The 14,780-nt window shown below is 62.7% G+C and carries 19 protein-coding genes; 10 read left to right on the top strand and 9 right to left on the bottom strand.

Annotated elements, in window-relative coordinates; translation table 11 throughout:
- The first annotated feature begins 19 nt into the window (after positions 1 to 19).
- The 9 genes from LB556_RS16555 (at position 20) to LB556_RS16595 (ending at position 6,611) form a co-directional block, all read left to right on the top strand.
- Positions 20 to 997, top strand: coding sequence for a hypothetical protein (locus LB556_RS16555; protein WP_224568790.1), 978 nt, complete (start codon positions 20 to 22; stop codon positions 995 to 997).
- Positions 990 to 1,487 carry a hypothetical protein gene (locus LB556_RS16560; protein ID WP_224568791.1) on the top strand — a complete coding sequence of 166 codons (498 nt, stop codon included), beginning with the start codon at positions 990 to 992 and terminating at the stop codon, positions 1,485 to 1,487. The genes LB556_RS16555 and LB556_RS16560 overlap by 8 nt, the downstream gene beginning before the upstream one ends.
- Positions 1,484 to 2,239, top strand: coding sequence for an SCO family protein (locus LB556_RS16565; RefSeq protein ID WP_224568793.1), 756 nt, complete (start codon positions 1,484 to 1,486; stop codon positions 2,237 to 2,239). The genes LB556_RS16560 and LB556_RS16565 overlap by 4 nt, the downstream gene beginning before the upstream one ends.
- Entirely contained in the window at positions 2,236 to 3,195 is a 960-nt protein-coding gene (coxB, locus tag LB556_RS16570) for a cytochrome c oxidase subunit II (protein ID WP_224568794.1), read from the top strand. The genes LB556_RS16565 and coxB overlap by 4 nt, the downstream gene beginning before the upstream one ends.
- Positions 3,192 to 4,835 carry a cytochrome c oxidase subunit I gene (gene ctaD / locus LB556_RS16575; protein ID WP_224568795.1) on the top strand — a complete coding sequence of 548 codons (1,644 nt, stop codon included), beginning with the start codon at positions 3,192 to 3,194 and terminating at the stop codon, positions 4,833 to 4,835. Before coxB ends, ctaD begins: the two co-directional genes overlap by 4 nt.
- Positions 4,832 to 5,473, top strand: a complete 642-nt coding sequence (locus LB556_RS16580) for a cytochrome c oxidase subunit 3 (protein WP_224568796.1) — start codon at positions 4,832 to 4,834, stop codon at positions 5,471 to 5,473. The genes ctaD and LB556_RS16580 overlap by 4 nt, the downstream gene beginning before the upstream one ends.
- Positions 5,474 to 5,478: 5 nt before the next feature.
- The gene (locus LB556_RS16585) at positions 5,479 to 5,733 is read left to right on the top strand and encodes a cytochrome C oxidase subunit IV family protein (protein ID WP_224568797.1); all 255 of its coding nucleotides are present in this window, start codon (positions 5,479 to 5,481) and stop codon (positions 5,731 to 5,733) included.
- 162 nt (positions 5,734 to 5,895) lie between these two features.
- The gene (locus LB556_RS16590; protein ID WP_224568798.1) at positions 5,896 to 6,081 is read left to right on the top strand and encodes a hypothetical protein; all 186 of its coding nucleotides are present in this window, start codon (positions 5,896 to 5,898) and stop codon (positions 6,079 to 6,081) included.
- 119 nt (positions 6,082 to 6,200) lie between these two features.
- Positions 6,201 to 6,611 carry a DUF427 domain-containing protein gene (locus LB556_RS16595; protein ID WP_224568799.1) on the top strand — a complete coding sequence of 137 codons (411 nt, stop codon included), beginning with the start codon at positions 6,201 to 6,203 and terminating at the stop codon, positions 6,609 to 6,611.
- Positions 6,612 to 6,647: 36 nt separating this feature from the next.
- Here LB556_RS16595 and LB556_RS16600 read toward each other — a convergent pair whose 3' ends face one another.
- The 5 genes from LB556_RS16600 to LB556_RS16620 all read right to left on the bottom strand — a co-directional run bounded on the left by LB556_RS16600 (position 6,648) and on the right by LB556_RS16620 (position 10,049).
- Entirely contained in the window at positions 6,648 to 7,280 is a 633-nt protein-coding gene (locus LB556_RS16600) for a class I SAM-dependent methyltransferase (RefSeq protein WP_224568800.1), read from the bottom strand.
- Positions 7,281 to 7,382: 102 nt separating this feature from the next.
- Complete coding sequence (locus tag LB556_RS16605) at positions 7,383 to 7,802, bottom strand: nuclear transport factor 2 family protein (protein ID WP_224568801.1); 420 nt, start codon at positions 7,800 to 7,802, stop codon at positions 7,383 to 7,385.
- 83 nt (positions 7,803 to 7,885) lie between these two features.
- Positions 7,886 to 8,485 (bottom strand): NADPH-dependent F420 reductase, encoded by a 600-nt coding sequence (locus tag LB556_RS16610; protein WP_224568802.1) that lies wholly within the window; start codon positions 8,483 to 8,485, stop codon positions 7,886 to 7,888.
- A gap of 30 nt (positions 8,486 to 8,515) precedes the next feature.
- Positions 8,516 to 9,268, bottom strand: coding sequence for an SDR family NAD(P)-dependent oxidoreductase (locus LB556_RS16615; RefSeq protein ID WP_224568804.1), 753 nt, complete (start codon positions 9,266 to 9,268; stop codon positions 8,516 to 8,518).
- Positions 9,269 to 9,314: 46 nt separating this feature from the next.
- Positions 9,315 to 10,049: an SDR family NAD(P)-dependent oxidoreductase gene (locus LB556_RS16620; protein WP_224568806.1), complete on the bottom strand. Its 735-nt coding sequence runs from the start codon at positions 10,047 to 10,049 to the stop codon at positions 9,315 to 9,317.
- A 265-nt stretch (positions 10,050 to 10,314) separates the two neighbouring features.
- On the opposite strand from LB556_RS16620, the gene LB556_RS16625 reads away from it, so the two are divergent.
- Positions 10,315 to 11,232 carry a LysR family transcriptional regulator gene (locus LB556_RS16625; RefSeq protein WP_224568808.1) on the top strand — a complete coding sequence of 306 codons (918 nt, stop codon included), beginning with the start codon at positions 10,315 to 10,317 and terminating at the stop codon, positions 11,230 to 11,232.
- A gap of 381 nt (positions 11,233 to 11,613) precedes the next feature.
- On the opposite strand, the gene LB556_RS16630 is transcribed toward LB556_RS16625, so the two are convergent.
- The 4 genes from LB556_RS16630 to LB556_RS16645 form a co-directional block, all read right to left on the bottom strand.
- Positions 11,614 to 11,892: a hypothetical protein gene (locus LB556_RS16630; RefSeq protein WP_224568810.1), complete on the bottom strand. Its 279-nt coding sequence runs from the start codon at positions 11,890 to 11,892 to the stop codon at positions 11,614 to 11,616.
- A gap of 66 nt (positions 11,893 to 11,958) precedes the next feature.
- The gene (locus LB556_RS16635; RefSeq protein WP_224568812.1) at positions 11,959 to 12,477 is read right to left on the bottom strand and encodes a ferritin-like domain-containing protein; all 519 of its coding nucleotides are present in this window, start codon (positions 12,475 to 12,477) and stop codon (positions 11,959 to 11,961) included.
- Between the two features lie 170 nt (positions 12,478 to 12,647).
- Positions 12,648 to 12,965, bottom strand: coding sequence for a plasmid stabilization protein (locus tag LB556_RS16640; protein ID WP_224568814.1), 318 nt, complete (start codon positions 12,963 to 12,965; stop codon positions 12,648 to 12,650).
- A gap of 102 nt (positions 12,966 to 13,067) precedes the next feature.
- Entirely contained in the window at positions 13,068 to 14,780 is a 1,713-nt protein-coding gene (locus LB556_RS16645) for an HAD-IIB family hydrolase (RefSeq protein ID WP_224568816.1), read from the bottom strand.

Here is a 14,780-nt window from a genome sequence, read left to right on the forward strand (position 1 = left end):
CGGGCTGCCGCTTGGCGCGATGACCATCCTGATGGTTCATGGCCTGACAGGCGGTCGCTGGGGCTTCGCGCTTCGTCCGACCTTGCGCGCCATGGTCGCGACGTTGCCCATAGCGCTATTGTTGTTTCTACCCGTCCTCCCCCGGCTCGATCTGGTTTTTTCCTGGGTGGGAGCGGATCCCGCGACGCTGCCGGAAGTGGTGCGGCAAAAACTCGCTTATCTCAACGTGCCGTTCTTCGTCGGTCGCTTCCTGGTGTGTGCACTGGCATGGCTGGTGCTCGGCTGGCTCGTCGTCGGCTGGACAGCGCCTGAGAGCGACGGATCCAGCCGCGGGACCGCCACCGGCTATGCGATCGGGCTCATCGTCCATGGCCTCGCGGTAACGGTGCTTGCGATCGACTGGATGCTTTCGATCGAGCCGGAGTTCACGTCGACCATCTACGCGATGCTCGAAGCCGCGGCCGAAGTCGTCGGCGCGTGCGCATTGGCTCTGGTGGCGTTGGCAGCCAACCGCGCGATCGAGACGAAGCCCGGTGGCGAGGAGGACGTTGCGCTCGGCGAAGACGTCGCCAACATGCTGTTCGGCTTCATGCTGATGTGGACGTACCTGTCGTTCATGCAGTGGCTGGTTGTCTGGGCCGGTGACCTGCCGGAAGAAATCCACTGGTATGTGCTTCGCGGCCAGGATGGCTGGCAATATCTGCTCTGGCTGCTCATCGCGCTGCAGTTCGTCTTGCCCTTCGTCGCTTTCCTCATGCGCTCGGTCAAACGCAGCCATCGCGGCCTGCTGGGGCTCGGCGCGGTGGTTCTTGCCGGACATTTCCTCGACGTCGTCTGGCGCGTTCGCCCGTCGCTATCGGCGGCCGGCGCGCGGATGTCCTGGCCGGATATGGCGGCGTTCGCGGGAGCGGGCGCCGTGTGGTGTGCGTGTTTCCTCTACCTCTGGGCGAGGCCGGATCGGATCGCCGTGTGGCGCAGGAGGCTGGTCCGTGGCTAAGGCCTTGCATCCGGAGACGCGTGATGTGTGGCCGAGAGCCCTGCTGCTCTTTGGCCTCGGCCTGCTGGTCTTTCTGGCCCTGGCGGCGATAGCATTGAAGCTGGTTTTCAACACCTCGCCATACTGGCCGCTGGGGAATAAGGGGACGGCCAGCAAAGCAAGTCCCGTCTTGCAGCGCTCGCCGGGAGCCGACCTCGCGACATTCCGCAAGCAGGAAGATGAGGAACTCGGCAAGCTTGCCTGGGTCGATCGCGGAGCCGGCATGGCGCGCATCCCAATCGAGGACGCGATGAAACTGGTTGCCACGCGGGGACTGCCGGACTGGGCAGACGCGGCCGCTTCGGCGACCCAGGATTGCGGCTTGCTCGAAGGCCAGGTTCCACGCGCACCTCAGGGCGGCAATTGCCACGCCGGACCATCCGCCGCGCAGCCAAACGACAAGGCGCCCCAGGCTCAGCCAGCCGCACCGGCCACGGGGACGAGCCCATGACGCGTCTGCTGCTGCTGGTATTCTTGCTGCTTCTGCCAACCGCTGCCAGCGCATCGGCGCGACCATCCTTCAACCCGAAAGTCGGTGCCCAGCTCGACCTCGACCGGGTTTTTCAAGACAGCTCCGGCAAGCAGGCGCCGTTGTCCGATATTCTTGACGGACGGCCGGCGCTGCTTATTTTCGGCTACGACAAATGCCCTAACCTCTGTGGCGTGACCCAGCAGGCGGTGGCCTCGGATCTGAACAAGACCGGCCTTGATCCTTCAACCTACAATGCACTTTTCGTCTCGATAGACCCTTCGGAAACCGCCGGCGACGCGGCATCAGCCCGAAGCGCGGTCGCGCAGTCCGCCAGTCCGGCCGGCTTCTCGGCCTGGCACTTCCTGACCAGCGCCGATGGCGCGGGCGCCGACCTTGCGTCGGAGGCCGGCATCACCTTCGACCGGCGTGACCGCATCGCCCAATATGTTCATCCGATCGCCATCATAGCGCTGACGCCGCAAGGGCGGATCGCGCAGGTGCTGCCGGCGCTGAGCTTCGAGCCGCGTGATCTGAGGCTCGCTCTGGTCGAGGCATCGGTGGGGCGCCTGGGATCGATCGCCGACCACGTCTTCCTGCTCTGCGCCGGCTTCGACACATCGAAGGGGCAGTACACCTCGGCGATACATGCACTCGTGAAGACGGCGGGAATGGCAACACTGCTGGTGCTGGGCGCAAGCCTCTTCATCCTGACGAGGGGGAGGCGGGTATGAGTTTCGGCATTCCTTTCACGCCCCCCGAGGCCTCGTCGATCGCCGGCAGCGTCGACACGTTGTTCTACACCTTGCTGGCATTCACCGCGGCCTTGGGACTCTTCCTGACCGTCCTCGTCGTCTTCTACGCCATCAAATATCGCGCCGGTTCCAAGGCAGAACGAACCGGCGAGCGCGCGCGCAGCCTGCCCCTGGAAGTGACGTGGACAGTAGCGAGCCTGCTGATTGCCTTCGTCATCTTCGGTTGGGGCGCCGTGCTTTTCCTGCGTCGCGAACATCCGCCCCCCGACGCGCTTGAAATCGCCGGCCTGGGCAAGCAATGGATGTGGGAGTTCCGCCATCCCGGCGGCCAGCGCGAGATCAACGAACTGCATGTGCCGGTCGGAAAGACGGTGATCGTTTCGCTGGCATCGCAGGATGTCATCCACTCGTTCTTCGTGCCGGCCTTCCGGGTCAAGCAGGACGCCGTGCCGGGGCGCACCACCAATGTCTGGTTCACAGCCGACGAACCGGGGCGGTATCATCTGTTCTGCGCGCAATATTGCGGCACGCAGCATTCGGAAATGGGCGGCTGGGTAACGGCGATGCCGCCGGAGGATTACGCGGCGTGGCTGGAAAATCAGGGAAAGGGCGACACGCTTGCGGCGGACGGTGAAAAGCTGTTTCGGGCGCTCGGCTGTTCCGGCTGCCATGAAAAATCCAGCAAGGTGAGGGCGCCGGATCTCGCGGGGATATTCGGACGGCCGGTGGCGTTGGACAATCAGCAGACAGTCATCGCCGACGACCGCTATCTGCGCGATTCCATCCTCAACCCGAAGAAGGAAATCGCCGCCGGCTACGACCCGGTGATGCCGAGCTTCGATGGTCTCGTCGACGAGGGTGAAATGCAGATGCTGCTGGCCTACCTGAAATCGCTTTCACCGCGGGCGACAACGAAAAGCGAGGCAACTCAATGAGCACCGAGGCGCTGAGGCCTACAAGCTATCTGGGCGAGGGCGCCGGTCCCGCCGCATGGCTGCTGACCACCGATCACAAACGCGTCGCCTGGCTCTATCTGGTGTCGCTCACGGCGTTCTTCTTCCTGGGTGGCGCATTCGCCGTGCTGATGCGCGTGGAGCTTGCCACGCCCGCCGGCGATCTCGTCTCCGACGACACCTACAACCGATTGTTTTCGCTGCACGGCATCATCATGGTGTGGTTCTTCCTGGTTCCGTCGATCCCGGCGACACTGGGCAATTTCCTGCTGCCGCTGATGATCGGCGCGCGCGATCTCGCCTTTCCGCGCCTCAACCTCGCCAGCTGGTATGTCTTCATCCTCGGCAGCGCCTTTGCCCTGGTCTCGGTTCTCGCCGGCGGCGTCGACACGGGCTGGACCTTCTACACGCCGCTCTCGACGCTCTATGCCAATGGCTTTGTGTCGATGGCCGCGCTTGGCGTCTTCATCGTCGGCTTTTCGACGATCATGACCGGCGTCAATTTCATCGTCACCATCCACAAGCTGCGCGCGCCGGGACTGACCTGGTTCAGGCTGCCGATCTTCGTCTGGACGATGTACGCCACCGCCCTCGTCATGGTGCTGGCAACGCCTGTTCTGGCGGCCTCGCTGATCCTGATCGTGCTTGAGCGGGTGTTCGGTATCGGTATTTTCAATCCGGCGCTTGGCGGCGACCCGCTGCTGTTCCAGCACCTGTTCTGGTTCTACTCGCACCCAGCCGTCTACATCATGATCCTGCCCGGCATGGGCGTCGTCTCGGAGGTGCTGCCCTGCTTCAGCCGCCGGCCGCTGTTCGGCTACAAGGCCGTTGCCCTGTCCTCGATGGCGATCGCGGTGTTCGGCTTCCTCGTCTGGGGCCACCACATGTTCGTCTCCGGCCAATCGGCCTATGCGGGCGTGCTGTTCTCGTTCCTTTCGTTCTGTGTCGCCATCCCGTCGGCCATAAAAGTGTTCAACTGGAGCCTGACCCTGCGCAAGGGCGAGATCACCTTCGAGACGCCGATGCTCTATGCCCTGTTCTTCCTTGCGCTGTTCACTTTTGGGGGGCTGGCCGGGCTGTTCCTGGCAGCGCTCGCCATCGATGTCCACGTCCACGCCACCTATTTCGTCGTGGCGCATTTTCACTACATCATGGTCGGCGGAATGGTGACGGCCTATATGGCCGGACTGCATTTCTGGTGGCCGAAACTGACGGGCCGCATGTATTCCGAAACTTGGGGGCGCATAGCCGCCACCGTGACGTTTCTCGGCTTCAACCTGACCTTCTTTCCCCAATTCGTGCTCGGGTTTCTCGGCATGCCGAGACGCTATCATACCTATCCGCCCGAGTTTCAATTCTGGCACGTCTTGTCGTCCGCCGGCGCGGTCGTGCTGGCAGTCGGCTACCTGATGCCGCTGCTTTACCTCGGCTGGTCGATGTTTCGAGGGGCGCGGGCGCCCGCCAATCCGTGGGGCGCGACCGGGCTCGAATGGCAGACCGCGTCACCGCCGCCCCCGCACAATTTCGAAACCATGCCGAAAGTCGATCGTCCGGCCTATGACTACGCAATGAAGGGGCTGCGGCACGAGGCGTTCAGCCCACACAAGGACGAAGCCCGATGAGCACGACAACCGAAAGTGTCGCCTTCGATACGCGAGCCCGCGAGAAAGCGGCCGATACATTCGGTATGTGGGTGTTCATCTGTTCCGAGGCGATGCTGTTCGGCGCGGTCCTGCTGTTGTTTTTCTTCGCGCGATCGAGCTACGGACCAGCATTCGCCGCTGCGTCACAACATCTATCGCTGCCACTCGGAACGTTGAATACGGCCGTTCTTTTGACCAGCAGCTTTGCAATAGCGCTTGCGCACATGTTCACGGCCAGCCGCCGTTGGCGTCCGGCAGTCTGGGCTTTGATCTGTACTGGCCTGCTCGGGACTATTTTTCTATTCATCAAGGCTATGGAATACGCGAGTGAATTCAAGGAGGGCCTGGCGCCGGTCCTCGGCGCGCCGTTCAGATTTTCAGGCCCCGACCCGACCCATGCCGAACTCTTCTTCGCGTTCTATTTCGCCATGACGTCGCTGCATGCACTGCATCTGATATGTGGCATCGTTGTGATCGCCGGCATGCTGCTGCTCTGGCCAGGAACCACGGAGGCCAAGCGCACCCATCGCGTGCAGGCAGTTGGACTCTACTGGCATTTCGTCGACATCGTCTGGGTATTCCTGTTCCCGGTTCTTTATCTGATCAACCGGGCGTGACGACGATGAACGCGTTGCGAAAACTCACTTTTGGTTATTTTGCGCTGCTCATCTTGCTGGCGCTTACCGTCGGCTCGTCGCTTCTCGATCTCGGCGGCTTCAATTCCTCGGTCAACCTCGCGATAGCCGCCGCCAAGGCGGTCGTGATCGCGCTGTTGTTCATGCATCTGGCGGGCGGGGGCATCCTGCCCAGACTTGCAGTCGCGGCAGCCGGCCTATGGCTGGCCATCCTGTTCGGCCTGACCGTGATAGGGCGATAGCCCGCGACATGTTCGAAGGCTTGTCGATCTCGCTGTGGAACTGGACGATGTGCGGTTATCCGCCTCGTTTCGGGATTCACGACCGGTCGCCTGCTGCTTCGCATTCCAGGCAACCAAAGTCGCGGAGCCTCGTTTGTCGAATATCAACCAGAGGAGGTTGCGATGAAGAGGTTCCTGCCGTTTCTGTTTTTGGCGGCCTGTCTTGCGCTCGGCGCTTGTGACAACAGCACCGAACCGACGAAAGCCAATACCGACACCATCAACAAGAACCCGCCGATAGAACAGGATACCAGACCCAAGTCGACGACCGGCGGTGACCAGCCGGCGGCCCCCGCACCAACCAAATGAGAACGATTTGCCGTTGCAACACGCGCTGCCGCGACTCCTGCCATCACTTACGGCACGCCTTTGGTGTTCACGCACGGCTGGTTGCCATTCCAACCAATCGCTAGCCAGGGAGAATTCAGATGCAAGCTTCAACTGCAACTCCAGCGCATCGTTTCAGCGCAATAACCATAGAGCCGTTCGTCGGCACGGTGACGGTCCGGTTTTCCGACGCGATCGTCGCCGCCACGGACCGGGCAAAAGTTCTTCGGGAGGAGGGCCACGAGCCGGTATTCTACATCCCCTTCGAGGACATCTATTTCGACCTTTTCGAAAAGACCAACACGACCAGCGAATGTCCGCCGAAGGGGACCGCGAGCTATTGGCGCGTTCACGCGGTCGGCGGTTCAGCCGACGACGTCATGTGGGCGTATGAGACGCCGGAGACCACAGCGCTGCCCATCGCGCGTCATGGCGCATTCGATCCGGAAAAGGCACGCATTGACGTCGATCCCGCGGAGGACAAGCGGCACACCCCGCATGTCATGGAATAGGACGCTTAATGCTTCTCCGACCGTCGGCGGCGGCTGTCAGGGCTTCCTAAACCGATAGGCGAAGCGATCGGTCTCGCCCTTGATCGAGGGATCGAACACCTTGATCGAGTGGGGATCGTCCGTGTTCGCGAGCATGGTGCTTTCCGCCTCCAGTACGAAGCCGGCCGCCTCCACCTCCTCGCGGACGAATGCAGGGTCGATCCGATGCAGCGACTGGGTATCGCCCGTGCCCGTCCCGGCGGCGGCGGCGTGGTCTACGATAACGTATGAGCCACCGGGCTTCAGCCGCTCGTGGACAACTCGATTGAAGTCGGCCGCCGTCGCGCCCTTGGCCTGGATCAGCGCTGTGTGGAGATCGTGGTAGAACAGGTGCAGCCACACGACATCCGCTGGGTGCGTGGCCTCCGGCATCGCCACGAGGTCCGCCGAGAGGGCTTCGACGTTCTCTCGGCCTGGCTCCTTCGCGAGCGTCCGCATGCGGTCGACCGGATCGGTCTTGAAGTGGGCGACTTCGGCCGGCACGAAGCTGTAGACCCGTCCTTGGGGTCCCACGATGTCCGAGAAGAGACGGGTCCAGTCGCCGTCGCCTGGGTAAACGTCGATGACGGCGGAGCCCGCATCGATGCCTGCGAACCGGATCAATTCGGAAAGCTTGGATTGTTCGTACATCGGAATCTCCGTTACGGTTAGGTATTCGACGAGCGGGCGTGCGAGGGGGGCAATCCACGGCTGATCCACCGTCTACCCCGAGCCCATGGTCGCCGCAGAGGGTCAACGCCACGCAGGCCCGGAAGCGTCCATCCGCGCGGCCCGCGCCAGGGCCTGCGTGTCGACGTACTCCCGGATGCTCGTCAGTCTGCCGTCCGTGACCGTTATGGCGAAGATCCAGTCGTCCTCGAACGTCTTGTTCGTGGCTATGATCCTTCCCGTCGCGAAGCCGACAACGATGACCCGGTCTCCCTGCGCTACGAACTCCCGAGGTTCCGTGGACGTCTCTATCGACCTGGATGCGGTGTCGAGCAAATCCGCCAGCCCCGAGTGTCCGTGCCGCGTTCCGGCCAGCGGCCAGTCCTCGCCCGGAATGATCCACTCGATGTCTTCGGCGGCCAGCGCCAGCAGAGCCTCCCTGTCGCCGCGGCCGATTGCGGCGAAGAAGTCCTTCACGATCTGAATGTTCTTCTCAACACTCATGGGAATTTCTCCATTTCCCACGGATCGGATCGCGCTCGATCCCATCCGTGCATCGTGGCCCTCGCGGTGGCACGTCGTGTTCATCAGTCGAACTTGACCAGGTCCTTGAAGATCAGACGACCCCAGCTGTTTCCGCGCGCCTGGACAAGCAGTCCGCCTTCCGACAGTCCGCCAAGGTTGATCGGCGAGAAACCGAGATTTTCCGCGAGCGTACCGATCTCCGCAGCGGCAGCGTCATCGTCGCTCGCCAGGAACACGACTCTCCTGCCACCATGCACGGCCGGGTCTTGGTCAAGGGTGGCAGCGATCAAATGGTTGAAACCCCTGACCAGCCTTGCACCAGGGAAAGCCTGCGCGATGAACCTGGAGGAAGGCTGTCCTCCCAGTTGCTCAGGGGGCACGCCAAATGCATTGGTCACATCGACGATGGTCTTCCCCTGCCAGGTGGACAGCGCCTTCGCGACATCCGGATGCGACTCGAAACGGACGGCCAGAAAGATGATGTTCGCCTTGACGGCTTCCGCCAACGTTTTGGGAGTGATCGCTGGTCCGATCGCGGCGGCATCGGCTGCAAGGCTTTCCGGGTCGCGCGTCGTTGCAACGGACACGTCGATGCCGTTGCGGGCAAACGCCCTGGCCAGAGCGTGGCCGATCTTGCCGAAGCCGATAATTGCGTAGCTCATGACGTTTCTCCGATCTTGTGTGATGCCGGGTCAGACCTGGGCCAAGCCTCCATCGACGGCAAAATCCACGCCGGTGATGTAAGAGCTTTCGTCAGAAGCAAGGAACGTGACGGCAGCCGCAATTTCCTCTGGCTTGCCCCTGCGCCCCATCGGGACCTGCGAAGCAAATTGAGCGGCCGCTTGCTCGGCTTGCTCGGGTGTAAGGCCCGTCGTTGTCTCCAATGCCGGGGTCTCGATTGGTCCGGGACTCATTGAATTCACGCGAATTTTGCGATCTTTCAGCTCCAGTGTCCAAGCGCGCGCGAAGTTTCGCACCGCCGCCTTGCTCGCAGCGTAGGTGCTGAACCCCGGCAGCCCCAACACATTGGAGACCGAAGAGGTCAGGATGATCGAACCGCCGTCACTGAATAGAGGAAGCGCCTTCTGTACCGTGAAAAACAGCCCCTTCACATTCACATCGAAGGTCTGGTCAAAATGGGCCTCTGTCGCTGCCGCGAGCGGTGCGATTGTCCCCGCGCCTGCGTTCGCGAAGAGAATGTCGATCCGCCCGTGTTTCTCGTTCACGACGGCATAGACCCGGTCCAGATCCTCCAAGCGCGACACGTCGCCTGCGACCGTCGTAACGTTTCTCTCGATGAAGGCCGCGGCCTCCTTCAGCTCTTTCTCTCGTCGCCCGGTGATCACGACGTGCGCACCCTCTTCAACAAAGCGCTTGGCTGTCGCCAACCCGATCCCGCTGCTTCCGCCGGTGATGACGGCGACCTTATTTTTTAGCTTTTTCATGATCTTCTATCCTTCGTTGTGTGCCAGACGCGGGACCGCGCCGGCGTCAGAGTTGCGCCAGGCCGCCATCGACGGCGATCTCGCTGGCGGTCATGAAGCTGCTGTCAGGCGACGCGAGAAAGGCGGCTACCGCCCCGATTTCCGCCGGATCGGCCATGCGCTGGAGCGGAGTCATCGCGCCGTAGGCCTTCTGGCCTTCCTCGCCCAGCGCTTCCTTCGCGAGCTCGGTCGCCGTCGCCCCCGGCGACAGCACGTTTACGCGAATGCCGGTGCCCTTCAGGTCCTCCGCCCAGGTCCGCGCGAGGTTGCGCACTGCCGCCTTGCTCGCGCTGTAGGCGGTAAATCCCGGCGCGCCCGTGGTGCCGGCGCTCGATCCGGTGAGAATGATCGACCCGCCCGGACCCATTAGCGGCAGCGCCTTCTGGATCGTGAAGATCGTGCCCTTCACATTGGTGTCGAAGGTTTCGTTGATGTGCTCGGCGGTGATCTGGCCGAGCGGAAGCGGGCTTCCCGCTCCGGCATTGGCGAAGACGATGTCGAGGGTGCCGCGCTCGGCCCTTACCGCTGCGTAAAGTCGATCGAGGTCGGCCTCATCGGAAACCGAACCCTTCACCGCGTGCGCATTGGGGCCGAGGTCGGCCACGGCGGCGTCGAGCGCGTCCTGGCGACGGCCGAAGATGAAGACGAAAGCGCCTTCCTCGATGAAGCGCCTTGCCGCTGCGCGGCCGATGCCGGTGGCGCCACCCGTGATGACCGCAACCTTGCCCTCGAGCTTTCCCATAACGTCTCCTTCGTCTTGTCGGACAGCGTCTCTGTCCCGAGACCTCAAGATAGGTCCGCCGGAGTCATGCATTGAGTGCGCAAGTGCGCACATCGGTGGTGCAAAATCGATCCGGCTTATGACGGATGCCAGCCGCGACGATCGGTGTCCGCCGTCCGGAATTCGGCCGCGCTCGTCGACATAAGCTGGGACCACCGCCCTCACTGCTGTACGATGCGTTAGACACGGGCTTTGAAGGGCGCACCGCGCGGTGCAGGATCGCACCATGATCGACTGGGATGACATTCGCCACTTTCTTGCCGTCGCACGCGAAGGCTCGGTGCGGGCTGCAGCCCTGCGCCTCGGGGTGAACCACTCCACGGTGCTGCGACGCATCGCCCAGCTCGAGGAACGCCTCGCGGCGCAGATGTTCGAAAAGTTGCCTTCGGGCTACCGCCTGACGGCTGCGGGCGAGGAGGTTCTCGAGCTCGCGAATCAGATGGAAGCGTCGTCGCATCGGCTGGAAACACGCGTCTTCGGGCGCGACCAGAGCGTGCGCGGGCTTCTGCGGGTGACGTTGGCTCCGACCCTCGCGACACATCTGCTCATGCCGGACTTCGCCGATTTCGCGCGTCTGCATCCGGACATCGAGATGGAAATCTTGTCGTCCGGCGAGCTGGCGAATCTGACCAACCGAGAGGCCGACGTGGCGATCCGCGTCGTCTACGACCGCAAAACCCTGCCGCTCAACCTTCACGGCCTGAAGGGACCGCAGCTGTTCGGCGGCGTCTACATGTCCCGCGATCGACTAGCCGCATGGCGTGCGGGCGCGCCTGATCCCATCCGGTGGATCGTCATCAGCATTCATGGAATTCCCGATTGGGCCAGCGAGGGCGAGATTCGCACGACAGGGGGGCCATTCAGGATCACGGATGGCGAGGCGCAGATCGTTGCTGTTCGGCAAGGGCTCGGGATCACGACACTGCCGTGCTTCGTCGGCGATGCCGATCCCCTGCTGGTGAGGGTGCCGGGCACCGACCTGCACCTGTACGGAACGCTCTGGCTTCTCACACACGGAGAGACGCGCAAGACGAAGCGCGTGCGGCTCTTCACTGAATTCGTATCCCGCAGGCTCGCCGCGTACGCTCCACATCTCGCGGGGATCGGACGATTGCCTGAAATCCGACCCGCAAACACAACATGAACTCTTCGCGCTGCCAGGCGACGTAAGGACGGCCGGAGCCCGCGGCACGATTCACGAAATATTATGTGACGGAACGTCCGCGCCTCCGGTTTCTTTGACCCTCGACGCAACCGACGCCTCGGACTTTCGAGAGAGCGCTCCAGACGCGGTCGGCGTTACGGCCAAAGCCAACCTTGCCCACCGGAAGAGAGACAGATTTGATGCCCCACCCAAGAGAACCTGACCCCAACCGCGACGTCCCCATGCCGGCTCCGACTTGGAAGCCAGAGCCGATCGGCGAACCGGAGCCGGACGAACTACCCGATGAGGCGCCGTTGCCCAACCCCGACGAAAATGAAGAGCGCCCGATGCATGCGGCCGGCTGATCAGGACATTGCCGGCCTACTCCTCGTCGAAGCGGCCGCCTTCCCTAGAAGGATCGCGTGAAATGACCGCTTCCTCGAGATCGTCTGGCAATGCCTCGTCGCTTTCCTGGTAGGCATTGTCGTCATCCTCCTCGGGCAAGTCGCCCTCGGGCTCGTCGTCTTCCACCGCGACGCTGCCGGGAAGGATTTCCCCGCCTTCGAGCGCGCTCCAATCCTGTTGCTCGATCGCGGGGCCATCGGTTTCGGCCGGGTCTTGCGCCTGCGCCGCGGGTTGCTTCGTTTTGCGGGGATCCATCGTCGTTCTCCAACAAAATCCTGGGGAGTTGCCCCCGGGCGCTTGCCAGGGGCAACGGCTCGCCAGCTATGCGGCCTGTTGCAGGGCACGCTCGTTGACGCCGCTCTCGCCGAGGCTGGTGAGTGCCTCGTCGGTCGCCGTCTCTTCCTCGAGGGTCTCGTTCAGGAGTTTGACCACGTCGCTCTTGCCGAGCTGTTCGGCCCAGGCGATCAACGTGCCGTAGCGTGCGATCTCGTAATGTTCGACGGCCTGCGCCGCCCCGACCAGCCCAGCGTCCAGCCCGGGGTCGCCCTTGTATTCCTGGAGGATTTCCGAACCCTCCTCGAGGATGCCGTCGATGGCCGGACAGGTCTTGCCTCGGGCCGGCTTGTCGAGAAGCTCGAAGATCTGTTCGAGCCGGTCGACCTGGCCCTCGGTCTCCTGCAGATGCTTCTCGAAGGCTGCCGAAACATCTTCGGATTCGGCGCCCTTCGCCATTTTGGGCAGTGCCTTCAGGATTTTCTTCTCGGCATAATAGATGTCCTTCAGCCCGTCGAGGAACAGGGCCTCAAGGCCCTTCGTTGCCGCTTTCTTAGCAGTCGCCATGATTGTCATCTCCAATTGTCGTGAAGCCCACCAGCGGTGTAGCTCGGGCACAACTTGCCATCAGGGCGGTTGTTCCAGCCATCTCGCGGAGAAGCGGCCGGTGCGTTGGGCATCGCAAAACCCGGACCACCAGGTCCGGTTGATGCCGGCGTTCCGATCCTTGTGGCCGGTCAGTGGGCGTGATGCTCGGCATTCCGTTTGCGGGTTGCCGCCGCTTTCTTCGCCGATTCGGACCGGCTCGCGGCTGATCGGGATGCGGACGCCTTTCCGCCGGTTTTGCCGCCCTTGTGGGCCGCTGGATGACCGGTGTGCTTGCCACGCCCGGAGCCGCCTTCTTTCTTGCCGCCGCCGTCGTCCTTGTTGACGGTCGCCCATGCGCGTCGCTCGGCTTCCTTGTCGGAGACGCCACGCTTCTCATAGCCTTCGGCAATATGGTCGGCCTTGCGTTCCTGCTTGTCGGTGTATTTGGATTTGTCGCCTCGTGGCATGATCGTTTCTCCTTCTCGGAGGTTGAACGTCAACTCGGCGCCCCGGTTCCAATCGCGGTTGGCGAACCGGCCGTTCCATCGCCCATGACCGAGGCCTGGCTGCTATTCCTCAGGCGCCGTCGCCGGTGCTGTGTAGCGCCGCCTAACGGCATCGAGAATCCGTTTGCGGCTCTCTTCCGCCGAAAGCTTCCTGTCCTGTTCCGCCTCGGCGGTTTCGCGGGCGAGGTCGTTGTCCCTGATCTGATGGCGAAACCATTTCGAATAATCGCCCGCGCGCAGATGGAACTCCCAGGTCTTGTCGTCTATGCCTTCGGCCATCTGGGCAAAGATCGTCAGATTATGGGCTCTGAGGTTCATCGCATCGTCGGGACCCCGGAAATAGAAGCTGCCGGTCTCATCGAGCTGGCCTTCGGCATATTTGCGGCTGTGGCGCCTGAGGGACTGGCGAGGTTCGATCATCTTGACCGTCTTGAGTTTTTTGCGCGCCGGCGGTCGCCAGAACAGAACCCGGTCGCCCCTGGGCTTGGGAATGTCCTTCGGCGGCTCAATGCCGGTCTCGTGGCAGAAGGCCTTCACCACGTCCTTCGCCTTCGGGCCAAGGGCGATGACGGCCGTGACCAGGCGCAGGGCGTCGGTCGAAATCGCTTCGGGATGGACGGTGATCAGGATCGTGCCCGGCAGTTCCAGGGAGAGCACGGAGCGCGTATCGTCGCGCCGCTTCGGAAGAAGATGGTGCGCTTCGTCGATGACCAGCCAATGCGGTCGTGCGGTGCGGCGGCGGAAGCTGCCAAGGCCAGGCAGCAGGTCGGCAAAGAAGTCAGGCCGCTCGTCGACACTCAGCGCCAGTCCGTTGACGACGACATTGTTGTCGGCCTTGGCGATAAGATCCAGCACCTGTGCCTTTGTCGGCGCGCTCGACGCATCCCCCAGCCGAACGGCGCCCTCGAGGCCGTCATAGTCACCCTCCGGGTCGAAGACGCAAAATTGAAATCGGTTCTCGACCAGGCGTTCCGTCAGCGCGGTGGCCAGGGTGGATTTGCCGATGCCCGAACTGCCGGCGATGAGCACACTTTCGGTCGGCGACAGATAGATATCGTCGCCACCGGATGATCCCATGAGAATGCCGTCATGACGTTTCGGCACGATCCCGTGGTCGCGTTCGATCAGCTTGGCGATCAGTTCCTCGACACCTTTGCCGCGTGCGCCGCGCGTGACCAGGTTTGCGGTGCCTTTGACCGCGGGAATGGCATTGTCGACCGCAACGCTGCAACCACAGGCCTGCAGAAAGGCATGATCGTTTTCCGCGTCGCCGATACCCACCACATTGTGCGGCGACAGATGAAGGTCCTCGAGTGCGGCCCCCAGCCCCGTGGCTTTGTTGACGCCGCTCGGCAGGACCATCACCGCGCCCTTGTTGAAGATGATCTCGAGCTCGAGCCCCATCTCCTTGATGACCTCGAGCACGGTCGCCTGATGTGGCTCCCAGGTGGCGACGATCGACCGTCCCACCGAAAGCGGCTTTACCCCCTGCTTTTTCAATCTGGCGACGAATTTGGGCTCCGACGGCGGCGAGATCACCCGCTCCTCCTCGCTCGCCGGGGTGTAAATAAGGGCGCCATTCTCGGCGACCACCTTGTCGAACAGGCCGACATCGGGAAACACGCGCTTGAGGTCGGCCAGTTCGCGTCCGGTGACCAGAAGCAGTTTGCGGCCAGTTTTCTTGAACCGCTCCAGCGCGGCGAGCGTCGTCTTGGAGACAGTCCCGTCGTGGGCGAGCGTCCCGTCATAGTCGGTCGCCAGGGCAATGAAATACAT

The organism is Mesorhizobium sp. ES1-4 (genome assembly GCF_020164745.1).
Lineage (GTDB): Bacteria > Pseudomonadota > Alphaproteobacteria > Rhizobiales > Rhizobiaceae > Mesorhizobium.